Genomic DNA, 19,102 nt, shown 5'->3' on the forward strand with positions numbered 1-19,102 from the left:
CGAAAAAGGTCGATGACATCAGCGAGAAACTGGGCCGTCGCTTGGCCTTTTTGGTGGGCAAGCCCGGCCTTGATGGCCATTCAAACGGGGCCGAACAAATCGCCACCCGCGCCCGCGCTGTCGGCATGGATGTGACTTATGAAGGCATCCGCATGACGCCGGAAGAAATCGTGGCCCGCGCGTTGGAAAAGAAGGCCCATGCGGTGGGTCTGTCGATCCTCTCAGGCTCACACCTCGACCTCGTGCGCGATGTGGTGGCCCGTATGCGGGCAGCAGGACTGGAGCATGTACCAGTGGTCGTCGGCGGCATCATCCCGCCAGAAGATGCCCGCGCGCTGAAGCAATTTGGCGTCGCCGCCGTCTACACGCCCAAGGACTTCAAAATCACGGAAATCATGGGCGATTTGGTCGATATTGTCGCCACGCGGGTCGATCAATTGGTATAAGTAGGGCTTTCCGACTCGCGCAAATCCTAGGTTGCCAGATCACGCGATTGGCCTTAGCCTCGGGCACTATTCAAGGTGTTGTGGGATTGGAGGCGGGAGTGGGCAAAAGGAAATATCTTCCGGGTGTCGAAGTCGCCCAAACGCCCGAGGAGAAAATCACGGCAGGATTGCTAGAGGTGCAACACTGCTTTGCGGGGGCATCTCACGGCTTATCGGTCGTTGCGATCGGTATGTTAAACTTGGCGTGGTTCACAATGGCCACCGAAGAGCAGGCTGTCCTTTTCTTTGTACAAATGGGTCTTGGAGTGCTGCTTCTGTTTTCTTGCATCGTATGGACGCTTCGAGTTCAGCCATGGCCAAAGGTCTCTTTGGTCACGGATCGAGAAGTACGTTGGCATGCGCCGTCGAGCCTTTTGGCGATCGTTGGGGTCGCAGCCTTTATCTCCACATTCTCAGTCCCAATTATCTCGGCATTCAATCAGGGTCCCGAGTGGGAGAAGGTCTTAAAGTCCGACTTTGGCATTTTGGCAATGGGTACTCTAATTGCGGGTGCTTTTGTTGCCCTGTCACGAATTGCCGCTGGTCTAGAAACGCTGGCGTGGATTAAGGACATCCGCCGAGGGGAGGGCGTCGTCGAACTTTCAACGGGCCAACGCATCACCAAACAAGCCGAACAAGAACCCCAACTGCCCAGCTGGGCGCAGACTTTATAGGGAGGGGTAGTATGACCGAACCTGTTAGCCACACGGCCGAAGTCCGAAAGTTTCTGTTCTTCAAGGATTCTCGCCCGCTTGGTCCAACCATTGACGACAAGATCAATGCGGCGGTGCAAGAGATTATCCATGGTGTCAGCATGGGGTTCTGGAGCGTGTTCCAGTTTTGCCTTCCTATCAGCATGATCGCGTCGTTCAGAGATAGTCCCCTATTTGATTTTTTGAGTGTTCTGCTGGTTGTTGTCTTCATACTTGCAGTCATCGGAATGCTCACTGCAAATAGCAAAATCGGACCAAGACCTTACCAAAGCGGTATTCCGAGGCATCGAACCTATGTTTCCGATGCTCTCGGTGTGGGTATGGTGGCGGTGGTGGGCTGCGCATTTGCTTTGGTCTTTGACCTATGGCGGCCAAATGGCCCGCTAAGCGAACAAAATGACGCCAGTAACCTCGCGCTACTTGCAAGTGCGTTCCTGATGCTTCTGTGGAGCTTACGCTCGATCCAAGAACGTATCCAATGGGTTCTCGATCTGCGGGCAGAGCAGGGCCATATGTTAGCGCGGGGTACTGAAAGGGACGAGATTGATCCGAACGTCGAGCCAGCTTGGTATCAACGGCCAGCGAAATGAAAAATCGAGGTTTCCCCCATGTCTGACAAACACCCCAGCCCGCAAAAAATCCTGTTCTGGACCGATAAGCGGCCCTTAGCGCCCGATGTGGAAACCAAAATCACCTGTGCGATTGCGGAGATTGGGGTGGCTGCTGCCCAAGTGGTGAGCAGTTTGACGTTCATCGGTTTCCTGTTCCTAATTCGAGCTGGGGAAACAGAAGATTTTTCATTGGCGCGATCTATGTTTGGCCCACTCTTAATGACGCTGGCAGTCGGTCTCGTGTTCGTGAGCGTGACTGGCGCAGACAAATGGTTTCCACGTTCGGTTTTTCAAAGTGGCACCCCCTCAGATCAGACCCGTTTGAGCCGAATTCTTTTGGTGATAGCGATGTCTGCCCTAGCTTGCCTGATGGTGAACGTCGTACTTCTGGTGCTGAACCGTGCCGAGCGTAGCGATTCCTATCTCGCAGAATTGGCCGGTCTTTACACCGTGTGTGCGCTGGCAAGCTACGGAAGCTCAATTATCGTTAGAGCCCGCTGGATTCTCGAACTGCGAGTAAAGCAAGGCCATAAGCTGCTACTACGCAATGATGACGATGAAACCACGGCGTCCCAACCCGCTTGGTATCAACGGCCAGCCAAATGATCCAGCGAAGTTTCCCTCATGTCTAACAAACACCCCAGCCCGCAAAAAATCCTGTTCTGGACCGATAAGCGGCCCTTAGCGCCCGATGTGGAGACGCGGATTACCTGCGCCATCGCGGAGGCCATCGGCGCGATTGCGGGGATGGCGTCGTTCCTTATGTTTGTTGGCTTCATCTATCAATTCAGTGTGCGGAGACAGAGCCCAAGCAATTCCCACCTCGGAACATCTGAATTTTCACTGGCGTTTGTTTTCATTGCGGTGGTGCTGATTTATGCGATTGGGAACAGTCTGGCGAAACGAACTGGCGGGCGAAATGTGTTGCTTCAAAGCGGAATTCCCCCTGTGCGAACTCGCGTCAGCCGCGTGATTAAGATAATTTTTTACGCCTGTTTGGCTGTCTTTCCGCTTGCATTGTTTTATGACCTAGCTGGTGGCCGATTCCGAGGTGGGGTTGCTGATGTCTACTTCGTTGAAATCTTTGTTTTGGTAGCAATCTTCGGACTTGCATCGGGGATCTCCGCCGCGCAAGAAAGATTGAGCTGGATCCTGGACCTCCGCGCCCAGCAGGGGCACCAAATTCCAATTAAAGACCACCCAATGGCCGCCCCAAACGTGGTGGAAAATGACTGGCAGAAGAGGCCGACGCCTTAAGTCACCAGCGCCTTGATAACCACCGCCAGCGCCGTAAAGGCCAGATAGGCCCCGAATACCCGGCGCAGCATGGTCTTGTCTAAGCGGTGGGCGAGCTTGGCACCATAGGGGGCAACGGCGCCGGTCAAGAGCGCTAAAATGATGAAACCGGGCACATTGATATAGCCGAGCGACAGTGGCGGTCTGCCGTCGACGCCCCAGCCCATCAGGATAAAGCCCAAGGTTGCAGGCACGGCGATGGCGACGCCAAAACCTGAAGCGGTCGCCACCGCTTGATGGATGGGTCTCCCTGCCAAGGTCATAATGGCGGAACCAAAGGCCCCGCCACCTATGCCCATCAAGGCGGAAACGGCACCAAGGCTTGTACCAATTCCGGCCCGCGCGGGTCCGGTGGGGACGTCGCGCATAATCGTCCAACTCTCCTTGCCAAGGCCCATATAGGCGGCCAAGGCAATGGCAAAGGCCCCATAAATCAGGCCAAGGGTTGCCTTATCGGCAAAGCCCGCCATCACGGCCCCAATAATGGCACCTAAAGCAATCCAAGGAATGAAACCCTTGAGGACCGCCTCATCCACCGCCCCATGCTTGCGGTGGGCAGCGACCGAGCGCAGTGAGGTGGTAATGATGGTTGAAAGGCTGGTGCCCACGGCCACATGCAGATTGGCTTCCCCCCCCAATCCAAACACGCCAAACGCATAAAATAGGGCAGGGACAAGGACGGTCCCGCCCCCTACACCAAACAGGCCTGCGATCAGGCCCGCAAACACGCCAGCCCCGGCCATAGCTGCAACCAGAATGACAAGGTCTTGGATTGGCGGCATCAGGCCGCGATCTCGCCGCGATTGGCAAAGCGGGTCGCTTCGCGCTCAATCAGTTCCAGCGCGCGATCGTAAACTTCAATGCCAGCTCCGGCGCGGCTCTCTTCACCCAATTGCCGCCGGAACATGCGTGCCCCGGGCTTTCCCGCAAACAGGCCCAGCATATGGCGGGTGATGGCATGCAAGGGCACACCCTCGGCCAAGCGCCGCTCTACATAAGGCCGATAGGCACGATAGGCTTCTTCTGGGCGGATAATCGCGCCATCATAGCCCAAAATCTCACGATCCACCCGACCCAGAAGGGCAGGGTCATGATAAGCGGCCCGGCCCAGCATGACACCATCCAGACCTGCGACCACTACTTGGGCCTGTTCGATACTACTTATCCCACCATTCAAGATGATGGTGAGGTGCTGGTGGGCGGCTTTGAGCTCGCGCACCAGACCATAATCTAAGGGCGGGATCTCGCGATTATCCTTGGGCGATAGACCTTTCAGGATCGCCTTGCGCGCATGGACAACAAACACAGTCACGCCTGCCTTGGCCACGGTCTCCACAAAGCCAAACAAGCTTTCGCGCGGGTCTTGTTCATCCACGCCCAAACGATTCTTCACCGTGACGGGTAAGTGTGTGGCCGCCTGCATGGCGCTGACGCATTCCGCCACCAGTTCCGGCTCACGCATGAGACAGGCACCAAACCGGCCCGACTGCACGCGGTCTGACGGACAGCCAACATTAAGATTTATCTCCCCATAGCCAAAGTCCGTGCTAATCTTCGCAGCTTCAGCAAGCTTGCGGGGATCAGAGCCACCAATTTGTATCGCGACGGGGTGTTCACTTGGGTCAAAACCGATCAGGCGGTTTCTATCGCCATGGATCAAAGCGTCGGCCGTGACCATCTCTGTATAGAGTAGGGCGCCTTTGGACAGCGTACGGTGAAACGCCCGGCAGTGCCGGTCTGTCCATTCCATCATAGGGGCCACGCAAAAGCGCCGGTCGAGTGTGTCGGAAGTCATGGCCGCTCCATGCCTTTTTTAGCCCCAAAACGCAAATCTGCAGAAAAATGCACAAGGGGCGAAAAATGTGTTTGACACATGTGGTGTGCTATAGTAGTAATACACCCATGCACTACAGCAGTGCAGCACAAACACAACGACAGACCAACAGGAGAAACCAACATGATCACTTTTATCGTCACAATCTGGCTCAGCGCTTTGGGTGCCGGCATGGCCACGATGGCAGCCACCGAACGCAACTAAGTCAAATCTTCCACATTCTACCTCCCCCCCAAAAATCCTCCCCGCTTCAAGAAATCAAAAGGAACATCAACATGATCACTCTCGCAATCACCGCTTGGCTCAGCCTCTTAGGCGCAGGTTTAGCTTCCATGGCCGCTGCTGAGCGCGGCTAAGACTTCAAGCGCACTCCACGCCATCTCCTTCGACCCTCCATAATTCGCCGCTAAAACACATCATAAACCTGCTCCTCCCCGAGCTTCACACCAAGGATAAACAAAATGATCAACCTTATTGTCGCCGCCTGGCTTTCTGTTGTCGCTTCTGGCCTTCTGGGTATGGCCGCTTCTGACCGCCACTAGTCGGACCACCTTTCAACGAACCGGCATCGTCAGCCCCTACGCCTCCAACGTCCCTACGATGCCCAAACTGGGGCCGGTTCAGCCGGCCCTATTTTTTGTCTGACGGTATTGTCTGGGGCTTGTGCGGTCCAAGCCTTGGATGGCGCGCTCAAATCGCCTACATCAAGATCATGGCTCGTTATCTGATCACTTCTGCGCTTCCTTATATCAATGGCATCAAGCATCTCGGCAATTTGGCGGGGTCGATGTTGCCTTCTGATGTGCATGCTCGCTTCCGCCGCTTACAAGGTCATGAGGTCTTGTTTGTCTGCGCGACCGACGAACATGGCACGCCTGCAGAATTGGCGGCGGCGGAAGCGGGCATGTCAACCAAGGCCTATTGTGATGAGCAGCATGACATTCAGCGCCGGGCAGGGGACGGTTATTCCCTGTCGTTTGATTGGTTTGGCCGCTCCTCCAGCGTGCAAAACTATGCGCTGACCCAGCACTTTGCCGAAATGCTCGAAGCCAATGGCCTGTTGGAAGAGCGCGTCACCAAGCAAGTCTATTGCATCGATGATGCCCGCTTCTTGCCCGACCGGTATGTGGAGGGGACGTGCCCAATCTGTGGGTTTGAGGATGCGCGCGGCGACCAGTGCGATAATTGCGGGTCTTTGCTCGATCCCACGCAACTGAAGAATCCGCGCTCAAAAATTTCGGGCTCCACCAATATTGAAGTGCGCGACACGGCGCACCTGTTCTTGCGCCAGCCTCTGATGGAAGACAAAATCCGCGCTTGGGTCGATGCCGCTCAAGACTGGCCGCATTTGGCGCGCTCCATCGCTTACAAGTGGCTTGACGAGGGCTTGCAGGACCGGGCGATCACGCGCGACCTTTCCTGGGGTGTGCCGGTCTTGAAAGATGGTAAGCCACGGCCCGGCTTTGAAAATAAAGTGTTTTACGTCTGGTTTGACGCGCCCATCGAATATATCGCCGCGACCGAAGAATGGGCGCTGGCCACGGGTGGCGACTGGAAGCGCTGGTGGCGGACCGACCAAGGTGGCGAAGACGTCACCTATGTGCAGGTAATGGGCAAGGACAATGTGGCCTTCCACACTGTCTCTTTCCCCGTCACGATCCTAGGCTCGGGCGAGCCGTGGAAATTGGTTGATCGCCTGAAGGCGTTTAACTGGCTGACCTGGTATGGCGGGAAATTCTCGACCAGCCAAAAGCGCGGTATCTTCATGGACCAAGCGCTGGAATTGCTCAGTGGCGATTATTGGCGCTGGTATCTGATGGCCAATGCGCCTGAAAGCTCTGATGCGGCCTTTACGCTGGAAGGCTTCCAAGCCACCGTGAATTCCGACCTTGCCAATGTGCTCGGCAATTTCGTCAATCGCATCATGAAGTTCGCTGCTGCCAAGTTCGAGGGCAAAGTGCCTGAGATCGGTGTGGCAGGCGAAGCAGAAGCCAAGTTATGGACCGAAGTCTCGGCCAAAATCGGGGCCATCACCGCCTTCCATGAAGAGATGGAATTCCGCAAAGCCGCTGCGGAAACCCGCGCGCTGTGGGCATTGGGCAATGAATATCTGCAAACAGCCGCCCCTTGGACCGCGATTAAGACGGATGAGGCCTTAGCTGCCGTGGGCGTTCGCACGGGCCTGAACCTCGTCGCGCTTTTCGCAATCTTGGCTCAACCCTTTGTGCCAGAGGCTGCCGCGCGGATATTGGATGGGATTGGCGTGCCTGAGAAGAATCGCATGTGGCCCAATGCTGATGATGCAAGCCTGCTCGACGCCTTGCCGCATGGGCTTCAAACTCAGGTCCCCGATCTCTTGTTCGCCAAAATTGAGGATGAGCAGGTGACAGCTTGGGCGGAACAATTTGGTGGCGGTGGCTAAGCCATGGTGACGACAAACGCGACCGATCCGATCCTATTTGTCGGCAATGGCGGCGGTTCTATGCTGGCCGAAATCGTCTTGGGTATGGCTGGTGTCCGGTTCCGGGTGGAAGTGGTTGGCTGGGGCGATAATGGCCTTGAAAGCGATGGCCTGCATGCCAGTAACCCGCTAGGCCAAGTGCCGACCTTGGTCTTTCCTAATGGGACGGTCTTGACTGAAACGGCGGCAATTATGCTGACGATCCATGACTCGCGGCCCGATCTTGAACTGGTCCCGACGCTTGAAAGTGGTCTTCGTCCGTCGTTCTGGCGCTGGCTGATGTTTATCAATGCAGCAATCTATCCAAGCTTCACGTATGGCGATTATCCTGCGAAATGGGCCGATCAGGACCAAGAGGGCCCGCTGCGAACCCGAACAGACCAGCACCGCAAGCGTCTTATGCTCCATCTGGAGCAGCAAGTCAGCCATCCGTGGTTCTTGGGCGAGACCTTTAGCGCGCTTGATCTGTATGTTTGGATGCTGATCCAATGGCGGCCTAAGCCTGATTGGTATCAGGCCCATGCGCCGAAGCTCTATACGATCGCCAAGCGCGTCGACGATCTGGCCGCCACCAAGCGCGTCATTGCACGCAATGGCGTAAAGGCTTTGCCCTAAGGCCAGTGGGTAACAAACAAAAAAGCCTCCCCATGACTGGAGAGGCTTCTTCGACTTAAGGACTAAAGCCCGTTGGCTTTAGAACTTACGGACATAGCTGACGGCATAGCCGTTAGTGCCCTTGCCTTCGGTATAGCGGGTGTAGTCCACGCGGACGCCATTGGCATCGTCCAGCATGTATTGGCCACCGACGCCGATTGCGAACGAGCCATCGTCGTCTTTAGCCTTTACGCCGCCGGCTTTGGCTTCGGCCCACTGGTGAACATAGCCGGCGCGACCCATCAACGACAGACGCTCCGCCACGGGTGCACTGACGACGGCGAACGCACCCAAGGTGCCACGGGTCTTGACGGTAACGCCATTGACCTTGTCGTCATTGACGCCAAGACCGCCTTCGCCTTCAACGGCGAAGTTTGGCGTGATCTGATAGCCAACGCGGCCGTTCACGGTGCCAGTGTCAGAGGTCTTGGATTGGAAGTGGTTGTAGCCACCATTGATATAGACTTGACCAGCTGCATCTTGTGCAAAGCTAGGAGCCGAAGCGAAAGCGGTAACAGCCAAAACGGCGAGAGCGAAAATACGCATGATTTAGTTCCTTTGTTCGTTCTGCGACCACATCTCACAAGCCTGATTGGCTAAGAGACGATCGCTAGTTGATCCAAAGGCTCCCGAGGTGTGACGCCGCTCTTTGTCGGTCGTCTAAAGGGGGAGGAGAGCCTTTCGACAGGACAAAGGTAGGGGCTCTCACCCTGCTTTCGCAAGTGACCATTCTGTCATGTTGGGAGTGCAAATAAGCAGTGTGATCAATAAGATACAGATTGTGGCGGAACCTTGTCCCTCAGATGAACCGAGGGTAAATGCATACCGATTTCGCCCAATTCGTGCCGCAATTGCCCCGAATTTGTGTCAGATGGAACATGCAAAACTGCATGGAACGATCACATGCCTATGCGTTTAAGGATTGCCGAATAGGCGAGCACGGGTTTGCTCTCTTGGCTCAACACGCCACGGACAAACAACATGGTGCGCGTCGCCCGCACAATTTCCGCCGTTGATTCGATCAAGAGACCGGCCTTCGCCCCGCCAACAAATTGGCTCTCAAACTGCATCGTCACGCAGGGTTGTTCATTCATATAGTCATGACAATGGGCAAAGAGCGCAAAGTCGGCAAAGGTCATTAAGCAACCACCATGAATATTGCCCATGCCATTGCAATGACGTTCTTCCGGCATAAAGGCACAAATGTATCCACCCTCTGGCAGGGGCTTCATATAAAAGGGGCCAGTTAAGGTCTCAAACGGGTCAGACCCATTTCCCCAGGTGGACCAGTTTGCAAACGCACCCTCTGTTACTAATTGCGGCTTGGAAGGCGTATTCTCGCTCATGTGCAACAGGCTTTCTTTTAGGTCTCGTCAGGAGGGTGGGTTGGGTCTTAAAGTGCTGAGCGAATAATACAAGAATGCCTGCTTGAGGAGATGCCAATGGCCTATGATTCTGAGACGACCCAAGAGCTGGTGAGCTTAGTTGCCCGCTTTGTGGCGGAAAAGCTGCGCCCCATTGAGGCTCAAGTCTCTGAGGAAGATGCCGTGCCCGACGCCATCGTCGCACAGATGAAGGAATTGGGCCTTTATGGTCTGACGATTCCTGCCGAGTATGGCGGGCTGGAGCTGTCGATGGAGGCAGAATGTCGGGTGGCGTTTGAGCTGGGCCGCACCAGCCCAGCCTTCCGTTCCTGCTTTGGGACCAATGTCGGCATTGGTGCGCAGGGCCTAGTGATGTTTGGCACCGAGGCACAAAAGCAAAAATATCTGCCCGGCATTGCCTCAGGCGAGATCGTCACCAGCTTTTGTTTGACCGAAGCCGAAGCCGGCTCTGATTCAGCAGCCGTGCAAACCACGGCGCGGCTGGAGGGGGACCATTATGTGATGAATGGCTCCAAACGTTACATCACCAATGCCAATAAAGCCGGCCTATTTACGGTCATGGCGCGCACAAGCCCTGACGTGAAAGGGGCTAAAGGTGTCACCGCCTTCCTCGTGGAGCGCGATAGCCCGGGCCTTAGCATTGGCAAGCCTGAAAAGAAGATGGGTCAGCAAGGTGCCCATATTTGCGAAGTCTATTTTGACAATGTCAAAGTGCCAGTTGAAAACCGCTTGGGCGGGGAGGGCGAGGGCTTTAAAGTTGCCATGCAAGTCCTCGACCGGGGGCGTTTGCACATTGCGTCGGTCTGCGTCGGTGTGGCTGAGCGCTTGATTGCGGACAGTCTGACCTATGCGATGGAGCGGCAGCAATTTGGCAAGCCCATTGCCGAACACCAATTGATCCAGGCCATGTTAGCGGATTCCAAGACCGAAGCTTATGCAGCCAAGTCTATGGTGCTGGATGCGGCGCGCCTGCGCGATTCCGGCCAATCCATCACGTTGGAAGCCGCAGCGGCCAAATATTATGCCTCAGAAATGGTCGGTCGTGTCGCCGACCGGGCAGTACAGATTTTCGGCGGGGCAGGCTATGTTGCCGATTATGGCATTGAGCGTTTCTACCGCGATGTGCGCATCTTCCGCATTTATGAGGGCACTAGCCAGATCCAACAAATCGTCATCGCGCGCGAGATGATGAAAGCGGCGAGGACCTAAAAACATGAGCCCGGAAGAAGCCGCCATTCTCGCCCTGATCGCCGCCTCTAAAAAAGGCCGCACCATCGACCCAACCGAAGCTGCACGCGCCGTCTATACCGGAGAAGACCCAGACGGCTGGCGCAAGCGTCTGCCATCGGTCCGCCAAGCAGCAATCCATTTGGCGCGATCTGGCCAAATCAGTATTTACCGCAAGGGCAAAGTCATTGATCCCAATGGCTTTAAAGGGGTGTATCGCTTGGGCGTTCCGGGCGAAGTGCCAGTTGTGACCCCATCTGATGTCGAGCCTGATGATGCGAGCGTGGTCGCTGACTAAGCTTCGGCAAAGTTTGAGGCGATGGGCCACAGCCTCGCTCGGCCTAATCGGCGTCTTGCTGGCCGCGTGTACACCCGTGCGGCAGAGCGCGCAGATTCCAGGGCCCGGCTACCAAGGTCCGCGCTTTACCCCAACCCAGTTTGTCAGTTTCGATGGCACGGCGCTGGGGCTTTCGACTTGGCAGGCGCAAACGCCGGAACCAAAGGCTGTCATCGTCGCGCTGCACGGCATGAATGATTATGCGCGTGCCTTTGAAACAGCAGCGCCCTATTGGGCGGCCCGAGGCATCACGACCTATGCTTACGATGCTCGCGGCTTTGGACGCTCACCCCAACGTGGGGTGTGGGGCAATGAGGCCCTGATGATCAAGGATCTGCGCACGGCCTTACAGGCGGCGCGCGCGGCCCATCCGGGGGCACAGATTGTGGCGGTCGGTGAAAGTATGGGGGCTGCAACGATTCTGGCCGCAGCGGGTGAAGCTGAAGGGATTGCAGCCGATCGCCTTGTCCTGATCGCGCCTGCGGTTTGGGGCTGGTCTAATCTGCCCTTGGCTTACCGGGTTTCTTTGTGGACCACGGCGCATCTACCCGTTTCGCGTAAGCCCTTCGATCCGCCCCGAACGGTAACGCGCACCATTACGGCGTCAGACAATATCGAAATGCTGCGCCGTTTGGGCCGCGACCCCAATATGATTTTCGCAACGCGCCTAGATGCGGTTTATGGCTTGGTTCGTTTGATGGAAAAGGCATATCGGGCAGCTGATAAATTGCCCCCACAGACCTTAGTGCTCTATGGCGCACGCGATCAGATTATTCCTCGTCCGGCTTTGACGGCGACTGTTGCAAAGCTTCCGCCGACCGTACGCACGGTAGAATATCCCGATGGCTATCATATGTTGACGCGGGACCTGCAGGCAGAACGTGTTTGGGCCGATGTCGCAGCTTTTATCGTCGACCCAAAGGGGGCCTTGCCCTCAAACCTTGGACCCATTGGTAGAGCGGCAAAATAAGGAACTCGTTAAGCCTGTTTTGCTAATTCTTTCACCATGGCTTTGAAGATCGCTCTGCCTCTACCTGCGTTGCCGAAGTTCGACCCCGTAACTTTGGCGCAAACCCGTGCCCGCTTGGTGGCTTGGTGGGATGGCGGCGATCCACCGGACTTAGAGGCAATCAAGGCCGAAATTGAGGCGCAGAATGAGCCGGGTAAGCTCAGTGCGAAACACAAAAAGCTTTATGTTACAGCCAGTCACATCATGTGGGGACCGGACCGGAACTTCCCAACTTCGCTCGATCTGACGGCGCAATTGGGCACAGCTGTGGGGGCCAAGAAAGACGCGACCCTCGCATGCATCGGTGCCGGCAGCGGTCTGATCAGCCGGACACTCCTCGAGCAATTTGGGGTCAAATTGACGGCCTACGAATCCGACCCCACCATTCGTGGATTGGCGGATAAGGCTGTCAAAAAAAGCAAGTCGCGCAAAAATTACGTCGCCAAACCCTATAACGGGCAATTGGCAGGCCTCGCAGAGCGCCAAGCCGAGCTTGCAATGCTGTTGTTCCAAGGTGGCGGCACCGAGCGGGCTGAGCGCGGGGCTTTTTCGATCCTGCGGCTTCTAAAGCCCGGTGGTCAGGCGATCTGGTTTGACCTGTTCTCAGCCGAGGGCGAAGCCTCTCTTGACCTCGCCAAAGGGATCGAGAATCGGGCGTTTACACCGGTGGACGTGTTCAAAGAAGCAGCCCAAGCCGCTGGTTTGACCATCGTCTCAGAAGCGGAGTGCAATTTGAACTTCTTGGCCGCGATCAGCTCGTGCTGGTCCGTGATCGGCAAGGACTTTAACAAGCGCCAAGCCGCCCTAATCAAGGCTGGCGGGCAAGAGGCAGCTAGCCTTGCCCTGCATTCGATTGTCACGTGGAAAGCGCGCGCCGCCGCGGTCCGTGCCGGGCAATTAAGCGCGCGCTATATTGTGGTCTCTGCGCCGGCTTAGGCCTTTGCGTTCCGCATCAAGAATTAGGCATTCACCGCAAAGGCATCGCCCAAAGCATCCGCAAGGCTAGAGCGCGGGGCTTCTTCATTGGCGACGGGTGCTTTTGTTTCGGCTGCAGCAGACGTTTGGGCTTTTGCCGCAGGTGCCTTTGCTTTTTTAGCTGGCCGTTCTGCGGTGGCTTTTTCCTCGATATGGGTTGTTTCAATCGACGGACCGGCGAGGGGGTCTGCCGAGCGCTTGGAACGACCTTCAAATTGACCACCCTCTTCGATGATCAATATCGCATGGGTCAAATCGCCATCGATAGAGCCAGAGGTTGCCAATTGGATCATGCGCGCCCGTACATCGCCGGAAACCCGGCCGCGGATGGTCGCGATTTCGCTGATCACATTGCCCTTAACTTCGCCATTCTTGCCCACAACCAAGGTGTCGCAACGTACGTCACCAATTACGATGCCTTCGATATGGACGTCACCGGGTGAGGAGAGCGAGCCGCTGACGACTGCGCCAGCTGCCACCACTGACGCGGCAGGCTTTGGGCTTGGTGCCACAACGGCGATCGCCGGGGGGTCATTCCGTGGTGCAGGCACAGCAACGGTTTCCGTTTCAACATAGGATTCTTTGGATTTAGCATTCCAAAAGGCCATCGTTTTCTTCCCTTAGATTGGCGATCTCGCGCCCTTGTTACGCATGCCGGAGTGTCACGCAACACCCGAAATCCTGTTTGGTGTGTATTCCCTTAGGAATTACACCAATTCTTGCACTGCCTTTAGAACAGCTTCATCATGACCGGGAACTTTTACTTTCCGCCAGATGTTTACGACCGTTCCATTTTTATCAATCAGGAAGGTTGCGCGTTCGATCCCGAAATATTTGCGACCATACATGCTCTTTTCAACCCAGACGCCATAGGCTTCACATATCTCTGTGCCAAAATCTGATGCTAAGGTCACATCTAAGTCATACTTTGCCTTAAACTTGTCGTGGCTAGCGACTTTATCCTTGGAGACTCCAATGACTTCGCACGAAAGGGCACGAAACTTGTCTATGTTCTCGGTGAAGGCAATGGCTTGGCTTGTGCAGCCCGAGGTGTCGTCTTTTGGATAAAAATACAGGACAACGCTCTTTCCTTTCAAACCAGACAAGGCCACGGTTGCGCCGCCATCTGTCGGCATCTCAAAGTCAGGGGCCAATTGGCCAATTGCAATTTCACTCATGGTGCTAAATCCGATCCGTTCGCGCCGAAAGCGCCGTGTTCAGGCAGATAAGCCTGAGGCCGCTGGCTTGCAAGCCGCGGACGGGCCACCTCGCGGGCAAGAGGCTTCTTCCACAAAAGTGCGGCAATCACGTGACAAGAAACGTGCAAAGCAGATCGCGCCAGAGTTTGAAGAAACACCAAGCGGGACTGTCGTCGCGAAGCGGACAAAAAAGCCGTTAAGCCAAACCCGTCATTCCCGGTTTTGGATGGAAAGCGCGACGGTGGCTCTGGCGCTTTCGGGTTTGTTTGCGGGCTATCTGGCGTGGCGCTTGTCGATTGGCACAGTTTCCATCTCAGCCACGACTCCCTTTGTCGAAGACTCGCTCAGCCGTCTCGTCGGCGGGCAAACCAAGATTGGGTCTCTTCGGTTAGGCTGGGACCAACAGGCGCGCGACTTTGTGGTTTTAGCGAGCCAAATCACAGCCAGAACGGACCAGAGAACTTCGCCTTTGCGTCTGGGGAAAGTGGATCTAACGCTCGATGCGCCGTCGCTCCTAATTGGTCGGGCTGTGGTTAAGCAGGCCCGCTTGTCTGGCGTTGAGGCCGTTCTGGTGGTCGACAAACAGGGCCGCACCGCCTTCGGGTTTGGCTCGGCAGAAGAAGTATTGGCGCTGCCGCGTATCAAAGGCGAAGATGGCGGCCTCGCGCGGATATTGAAGGCAACCCGCAAAGCCCTTGACCCCAAGGGTCAAGCAGGGCGTGTGGCCCAAGTCGTGCTGACCGACGCCCGGTTACAAATGATCGATCCAGACAGCGGCCAGCGGCTGATACTAGAGCGCGCGCGCGCCGGCCTGTTCCGCAGTGCCGCGGGCATCATTACTTTGCAAGCCTCTGGTAAGATTGAGAAGTCTAACTCGAGCATGAATGTAGCAATTGCGGCGCCGCCAGCAGAAGACGGTGCGCTGGCTCTGGTGGCGCAACTGCAAGACATGCGCTTTGCCCAACTGCCGCTTAGTCTGCGTGGGCAGAGTTTGGAACAACTCGCCAGTTGGACCAGCCCTTTGAGTGGCCGCGCTATGGTCTATTTGACACCCGAGGGCAGTCCGATATCCGTCCAAGGCACATTACGGCTTGGACGCGGACGTGCCGGAGGCGTGGCGGTCGAGCGGGCTGAAGGCACAGGCGCTTGGGCAGAAAGCACCGGCATTATCCGTTTAGACCGCCTCGATGTTGTCAGTGACCGGATCCAAGCGACAGGTGTAAGTGGTCAATTCTACCCCGCTATTGCGGGGCAGCGCCGCTTAGAATTTGCGGCGAAGTCCTTTTCCTTAGACGCGCCAAATGCGGGTGGCGTTGAAGGCGAAGGGGCGAGCGGTAAGGTCTTAGTTTCCGAAGATATGCACCTGATTTCCGCGGATCTTGTTGCGCAAGGATTTGGCTTGTCGCATCCAAATTCAACAAGCGCGAAACTCTTGGACGCAGAGATCAAAATCCTGACCAGTGGGCCTCGTGGCACTCAAGGCAAAGGTGAACCGCTTGGTATTTTTGCTGGTGGCAAAGTCAGCATTACGGCAAAGTCTGCTCGCCTCTCATTGGGCGATCGGCAGGGTACATTTGGCGGTGGAGCGGGCGTTGATGTGACGCTGGATCGCGCATCGGCCAGCAGCCCTTGGAATGCACAAGCCAATCTCGCCAGTCTAAACTTGTCAGGCCGCGGGCTTATAATCCCCCAAACCAATGGGCGTGGCTTGGCCCTTCAATGGAGCGGCACGGATTCCGCCGGTTCTGGCCAGATTGTTGCGCGCGTCGGTTCCATGACGACCAGCCAGTCTGGCATGCGTGGTCTGGGGCTTGCAGGGGCCAATCTTGCTGTTGAAGCCACCCGAACCAAGGATGGGGTTTTTGACCTCACAGGCTTCTCGGCGGACAGTTTTGCTTTCAACAATCCGGTTGTTTCGATTGCCACTGGATCTGTGGCGCTCGCAGGTAAGTTGAGCTCAGAGGGCTTGACGGAAGCGTGGCTCAAGACGCCGACTTTGACCCTAACAAACCCTAACCAATTGTCGCGACCGTTTGTGGCAACAGACGTGGACATGGTGGGCGATATCTTACCGCGCGGCGTTCGGTTGTCAGCCGTCCAATTGAACCATCGCGGTATCGCCGTTCAAGGCGGGGTAGAGGTTGCGCTCGCACGGCGCGGCTCTGCTATGGTCAATCTGGATGCCGATATCGATGGCGAGATTGATGTCGAATCCCTGCTGGCAGGGTGGCCCAAGAGCTTCTTGCCCGAGACGCGCACCGCCATCGCCAATGTGGTCAAAGAAGGTATTGGCGAAACAGATCGCTTGGTGCTGCGGATCCCAGCAGGCTTGTTGAAGGGCCAGCCAGGTGGGCCGGACATGATTGCTTTGGACTTTGATATCCGCGACGCGACCCTACAATATCTGCCACAAATGACGGCTTTGACCGACGTGTCAGGTCGCGCCCGTCTCACTGGCAATAGCTTCCATGTGGACATTGATGGCGGAAAATTGGGGGAGCTAACCCTCTCTGACTCTTCCTTTGCGATCCCGAAGTTCCAGCCCAAGAATTCAGAAGGTGTGGTGCATGCCAAGGTGTCGGGTTCTGTGGCCTTGATGGCGCAGGAAGCCGACCGCGAGCCTTTGCGCCTGCTCTCAAAGGCCCAGTTCGATCCCGCTAGATTGGACGGCGAAGGCAATTTGGAATTGGACTTAAGCTTGCCATTATCGGATCGGCTGCAACAAGACGCGGTCAAGGTGCGCGCGCGCGGACAGTTTGAGCAAGCCAGTTTGCAAAACGCCTTTGCAGGCTTAGAGGCCAATGATGGCACCGTTCAATTGGACATTGATAATGGCCGAGTGGATGTGAAGGGTCAGGCTTGGATCGCAGGCAATCCGTTTGATTTTACTTGGGTATCAGAACCCGAAACAGCGCCAAAGCCCGGCACCTGGCTGGTGGCTGACGGCATGGTGGATTTGGCAAGCTTGATCCAAATCGGCGTGGACGTGACGGCCTATGCGACCGGTCCGGTGCGGCTGAAACTCGATGCGCAATCCAAAGGCAGCAAGCTGATCGGTGCGGATTTAGACGCCGACTTTAACTTGGCTACGATGGTGTTGCCCGGCTCACTCTGGACCAAACCAGAAGGGGAAGCAGGCCAAGCCACGGCTCACATTACGATGCGCGATGCCGGCGGTTGGGAAGCCAATCAGCTGACCTTTAAGGCAAAAGGGGCAGATGTTCGTGGTGATTTGGTTTTCTCCGAGAAGCTGGATCTGATTGGTGCGGATTTTTCCCGCATCGCCATCGCGCGCGCGGCGGATTTGGCCTTGCGCATTGTTGAAGATTCCAATGGGTTAAATGTCAACGCCAAGGGCGATTATCTTGATTTAAGTCCGTTTTTGATCAAACGCGACGTGACGGAGCGGACCGTCGATTTGTTGGATCGCCCTCTCAATTTATCGGCTTCGATCAAACGGCTTGCGACGGGGCAATCGGCGGCTTTGGACAATGTTGAGGCAAGCATTTTGCGCGATCAGGACGGCTGGCGCTCCCTGACCATGACGGGAAACTCGCCTGCCGGGCAAACGCGCGTCGCGATGAGCCAGCAACAAGATGGTCGCCGGACGATTGTGGGCAATTTGTCCGACGCTGGCTTCTTTGCGGGCCTGATCTACCCCGGCGCACCCTTAACCGGTGGGACAGGCACTATTGAAGGCGAATTGCCAGTTGTCGGCGCTGACAGCGCGGGCACGTTGATGGTGAAAGTTAAAGGTGTCTCTTACACCCCCGCAAAACAAAGCCCAATCTTGTTTGACTTGGTACGTTTGCCGATGACGGTGAATGGCGGCATCATCGCGCTGCGCGACGGCAAGGCCGATGGTGCGGCCTATACGGTTAAGGCGTCTGGCTATGTCGACCTTGAAGACGGAAAACTGGACATACGCGGTGTTGCGACACCGGGCGGTCTGAACCGCGCCTTGGGCGAAATGCCGTTGTTTGGTAGCCTATTGGGCGGCGGGCAGGATGAAGGTCTGGTAGGCATGACCTTTACTGCACAAGGCAGTTTAGCAAACCCAAAACTGCGCACCAATCCGATTTCAGCCTTGGCACCTGGCTTCTTGCGGAAATTGTTCGAAAGCCAAGCACCCTTGGAACCGCCGCCGCGACTGAAGAAACCGGCCATTCCAAGTGTCGTGCCACCGCCACCTGAACCTGTGAGCGGAACAGACGCCGAAGCAACGCCTCAAAGTTGAACCTAAAGCCTAGGGCTGCCAGTGCGTAACGCGTGAGGCAGCTGTCGGGCGTGGCCGCTCCATCGGTGCTTCGGTTGGCGTGCCCAGATAGACCAAGCCCGCCAGCTTTTCCTGCGGTGACAGCCCCAAGAGGGCCAAAGCTTCTCGGTCATAGGCGACCCATTCGCTCAACCAACAACCGCCATAGCCAAAGCCATTGGCCGCCAGAAGCAGATTGTAACAGACCGCCCCGGCGGACAGGACTTGCTCCCACTCTGGAACCTTTGGACTTTCAACGGGCGAAAACACAATTGCCACGACGACTGGCGCACGCAAAAATCGGCCTTCTTCCTGGGCCAGACGCTCTGCATCCTTCACCTGACCACGGCCGGATAAAAGCGCCGCGATCTTCTTCCCAAAGGCGTGGCGATTGTCGCCAGACAGGATGATGAAACGCCACGGTCCAAGCTTGCCATGATCGGGCACGCGGGCGCCGAGACGCAGGATTGCGTCTAACGTCTCGCCCTCTGGACCCGGCGAGGTCAGATGCGCCACCTTCGTCGATCGGCGCAACGCCAGTCGCGCCAGAAAGGCTGCGTCTGGGCTTGGCTCAGGCAAAAGGTCATTTTCGACGGGTGGGGGCGGGAGGGTGCGTGGTGTAATTGTCATTGCTTTCAGACATAAGGCATAGTGTAGCCGT

General features: G+C 56.3%; 19 protein-coding genes. 12 read left to right on the plus strand and 7 right to left on the minus strand.

What is annotated here, in order from left to right:
- The 5 genes from ACOVRA_RS12060 to ACOVRA_RS12080 form a co-directional block, all read left to right on the plus strand.
- On the plus strand, positions 1–446 hold a 446-nt coding region (locus ACOVRA_RS12060; RefSeq protein ID WP_421720503.1), incomplete at its 5' end, for a cobalamin B12-binding domain-containing protein.
- Between the two features lie 47 nt (positions 447–493).
- Positions 494–1,159 (plus strand): hypothetical protein, encoded by a 666-nt coding sequence (locus ACOVRA_RS12065; RefSeq protein WP_421720504.1) that lies wholly within the window; start codon positions 494–496, stop codon positions 1,157–1,159.
- An 11-nt stretch (positions 1,160–1,170) separates the two neighbouring features.
- The gene (locus ACOVRA_RS12070; RefSeq protein WP_421720505.1) at positions 1,171–1,788 is read left to right on the plus strand and encodes a hypothetical protein; all 618 of its coding nucleotides are present in this window, start codon (positions 1,171–1,173) and stop codon (positions 1,786–1,788) included.
- Positions 1,789–1,806: 18 nt separating this feature from the next.
- A complete protein-coding gene (locus tag ACOVRA_RS12075) occupies positions 1,807–2,415 on the plus strand; it encodes a hypothetical protein (protein ID WP_421720506.1) in 609 nt (202 codons plus the stop codon).
- An 18-nt stretch (positions 2,416–2,433) separates the two neighbouring features.
- Positions 2,434–3,066, plus strand: a complete 633-nt coding sequence (locus ACOVRA_RS12080) for a hypothetical protein (RefSeq protein WP_421720507.1) — start codon at positions 2,434–2,436, stop codon at positions 3,064–3,066.
- Here ACOVRA_RS12080 and ACOVRA_RS12085 read toward each other — a convergent pair.
- Together ACOVRA_RS12085 and dusA are read right to left on the minus strand one after the other, a co-directional pair.
- Positions 3,063–3,887 (minus strand): sulfite exporter TauE/SafE family protein, encoded by an 825-nt coding sequence (locus tag ACOVRA_RS12085; protein ID WP_421720508.1) that lies wholly within the window; start codon positions 3,885–3,887, stop codon positions 3,063–3,065. The genes ACOVRA_RS12080 and ACOVRA_RS12085 overlap by 4 nt on opposite strands.
- The gene (dusA, locus tag ACOVRA_RS12090; protein ID WP_421720509.1) at positions 3,887–4,900 is read right to left on the minus strand and encodes a tRNA dihydrouridine(20/20a) synthase DusA; all 1,014 of its coding nucleotides are present in this window, start codon (positions 4,898–4,900) and stop codon (positions 3,887–3,889) included. The genes ACOVRA_RS12085 and dusA overlap by 1 nt, the downstream gene beginning before the upstream one ends.
- 751 nt (positions 4,901–5,651) lie before the next feature.
- Here dusA and metG point away from each other — a divergent pair.
- Positions 5,652–7,361: a methionine--tRNA ligase gene (gene metG / locus ACOVRA_RS12095; protein ID WP_421720510.1), complete on the plus strand. Its 1,710-nt coding sequence runs from the start codon at positions 5,652–5,654 to the stop codon at positions 7,359–7,361.
- A gap of 3 nt (positions 7,362–7,364) precedes the next feature.
- Positions 7,365–8,015: a glutathione S-transferase family protein gene (locus ACOVRA_RS12100; protein WP_421720511.1), complete on the plus strand. Its 651-nt coding sequence runs from the start codon at positions 7,365–7,367 to the stop codon at positions 8,013–8,015.
- Positions 8,016–8,093: 78 nt separating this feature from the next.
- Here ACOVRA_RS12100 and ACOVRA_RS12105 read toward each other — a convergent pair whose 3' ends face one another.
- Together ACOVRA_RS12105 and ACOVRA_RS12110 are read right to left on the minus strand one after the other, a co-directional pair.
- Positions 8,094–8,600, minus strand: a complete 507-nt coding sequence (locus ACOVRA_RS12105) for a porin family protein (RefSeq protein ID WP_421720512.1) — start codon at positions 8,598–8,600, stop codon at positions 8,094–8,096.
- A 353-nt stretch (positions 8,601–8,953) separates the two neighbouring features.
- Complete coding sequence (locus ACOVRA_RS12110; protein WP_421720513.1) at positions 8,954–9,400, minus strand: PaaI family thioesterase; 447 nt, start codon at positions 9,398–9,400, stop codon at positions 8,954–8,956.
- A gap of 96 nt (positions 9,401–9,496) precedes the next feature.
- Here ACOVRA_RS12110 and ACOVRA_RS12115 point away from each other — a divergent pair, with 96 nt between their 5' ends.
- Genes ACOVRA_RS12115 through ACOVRA_RS12130 form a run of 4 tightly spaced genes read left to right on the plus strand, consistent with a single transcriptional unit; the run spans position 9,497 to position 12,948 of the window.
- Positions 9,497–10,648 carry an acyl-CoA dehydrogenase family protein gene (locus ACOVRA_RS12115; protein ID WP_421720514.1) on the plus strand — a complete coding sequence of 384 codons (1,152 nt, stop codon included), beginning with the start codon at positions 9,497–9,499 and terminating at the stop codon, positions 10,646–10,648.
- Positions 10,649–10,652: 4 nt separating this feature from the next.
- The gene (locus tag ACOVRA_RS12120) at positions 10,653–10,964 is read left to right on the plus strand and encodes a DUF3253 domain-containing protein (protein ID WP_421720515.1); all 312 of its coding nucleotides are present in this window, start codon (positions 10,653–10,655) and stop codon (positions 10,962–10,964) included.
- 13 nt (positions 10,965–10,977) lie between these two features.
- On the plus strand, positions 10,978–11,973 hold the full coding sequence (locus ACOVRA_RS12125) for an alpha/beta fold hydrolase (RefSeq protein WP_421720516.1): 996 nt from the start codon (positions 10,978–10,980) through the stop codon (positions 11,971–11,973).
- A gap of 36 nt (positions 11,974–12,009) precedes the next feature.
- On the plus strand, positions 12,010–12,948 hold the full coding sequence (locus tag ACOVRA_RS12130; RefSeq protein ID WP_421720517.1) for a hypothetical protein: 939 nt from the start codon (positions 12,010–12,012) through the stop codon (positions 12,946–12,948).
- A gap of 23 nt (positions 12,949–12,971) precedes the next feature.
- On the opposite strand, the gene ACOVRA_RS12135 is transcribed toward ACOVRA_RS12130, so the two are convergent.
- Positions 12,972–13,595 (minus strand): bactofilin family protein, encoded by a 624-nt coding sequence (locus tag ACOVRA_RS12135; RefSeq protein WP_421720518.1) that lies wholly within the window; start codon positions 13,593–13,595, stop codon positions 12,972–12,974.
- Between the two features lie 99 nt (positions 13,596–13,694).
- Positions 13,695–14,165, minus strand: a complete 471-nt coding sequence (bcp, locus tag ACOVRA_RS12140; RefSeq protein WP_421720519.1) for a thioredoxin-dependent thiol peroxidase — start codon at positions 14,163–14,165, stop codon at positions 13,695–13,697.
- Between bcp and ACOVRA_RS12145 the strand changes: the two genes are divergently transcribed.
- Positions 14,164–18,423, plus strand: coding sequence for a DUF3971 domain-containing protein (locus ACOVRA_RS12145; protein ID WP_421720520.1), 4,260 nt, complete (start codon positions 14,164–14,166; stop codon positions 18,421–18,423). The two genes, bcp and ACOVRA_RS12145, sit on opposite strands and share 2 nt — an antisense overlap.
- A gap of 9 nt (positions 18,424–18,432) precedes the next feature.
- Here the strand turns inward: ACOVRA_RS12145 and ACOVRA_RS12150 are convergent, their stop codons facing one another.
- Entirely contained in the window at positions 18,433–19,071 is a 639-nt protein-coding gene (locus ACOVRA_RS12150; RefSeq protein ID WP_421720521.1) for a nitroreductase family protein, read from the minus strand.
- Between the last annotated feature and the right edge of the window lie 31 nt (positions 19,072–19,102).

Source organism: Aquidulcibacter sp. (assembly GCF_049239865.1).
GTDB lineage: Bacteria > Pseudomonadota > Alphaproteobacteria > Caulobacterales > Aquidulcibacteraceae > Aquidulcibacter.

Excerpts from the sequence above, each read along its gene's own strand:
- ACOVRA_RS12105 (WP_421720512.1), bottom strand. The coding sequence starts at position 8,600 with ATGCGTATTTTCGCTCTCGCCGTTTTGGCTGTTACCGCTTTCGCTTCG.
- dusA (WP_421720509.1), bottom strand. The coding sequence starts at position 4,900 with ATGACTTCCGACACACTCGACCGGCGCTTTTGCGTGGCCCCTATGATG.
- ACOVRA_RS12150 (WP_421720521.1), bottom strand. The coding sequence starts at position 19,071 with ATGACAATTACACCACGCACCCTCCCGCCCCCACCCGTCGAAAATGAC.
- ACOVRA_RS12130 (WP_421720517.1), top strand. The coding sequence starts at position 12,010 with ATGGCTTTGAAGATCGCTCTGCCTCTACCTGCGTTGCCGAAGTTCGAC.
- ACOVRA_RS12075 (WP_421720506.1), top strand. The coding sequence starts at position 1,807 with ATGTCTGACAAACACCCCAGCCCGCAAAAAATCCTGTTCTGGACCGAT.
- metG (WP_421720510.1), top strand. The coding sequence starts at position 5,652 with ATGGCTCGTTATCTGATCACTTCTGCGCTTCCTTATATCAATGGCATC.
- ACOVRA_RS12145 (WP_421720520.1), top strand. The coding sequence starts at position 14,164 with ATGGTGCTAAATCCGATCCGTTCGCGCCGAAAGCGCCGTGTTCAGGCA.
- ACOVRA_RS12110 (WP_421720513.1), bottom strand. The coding sequence starts at position 9,400 with ATGAGCGAGAATACGCCTTCCAAGCCGCAATTAGTAACAGAGGGTGCG.
- ACOVRA_RS12120 (WP_421720515.1), top strand. The coding sequence starts at position 10,653 with ATGAGCCCGGAAGAAGCCGCCATTCTCGCCCTGATCGCCGCCTCTAAA.
- ACOVRA_RS12135 (WP_421720518.1), bottom strand. The coding sequence starts at position 13,595 with ATGGCCTTTTGGAATGCTAAATCCAAAGAATCCTATGTTGAAACGGAA.
- ACOVRA_RS12080 (WP_421720507.1), top strand. The coding sequence starts at position 2,434 with ATGTCTAACAAACACCCCAGCCCGCAAAAAATCCTGTTCTGGACCGAT.
- ACOVRA_RS12115 (WP_421720514.1), top strand. The coding sequence starts at position 9,497 with ATGGCCTATGATTCTGAGACGACCCAAGAGCTGGTGAGCTTAGTTGCC.
- ACOVRA_RS12070 (WP_421720505.1), top strand. The coding sequence starts at position 1,171 with ATGACCGAACCTGTTAGCCACACGGCCGAAGTCCGAAAGTTTCTGTTC.
- bcp (WP_421720519.1), bottom strand. The coding sequence starts at position 14,165 with ATGAGTGAAATTGCAATTGGCCAATTGGCCCCTGACTTTGAGATGCCG.
- ACOVRA_RS12100 (WP_421720511.1), top strand. The coding sequence starts at position 7,365 with ATGGTGACGACAAACGCGACCGATCCGATCCTATTTGTCGGCAATGGC.
- ACOVRA_RS12085 (WP_421720508.1), bottom strand. The coding sequence starts at position 3,887 with ATGCCGCCAATCCAAGACCTTGTCATTCTGGTTGCAGCTATGGCCGGG.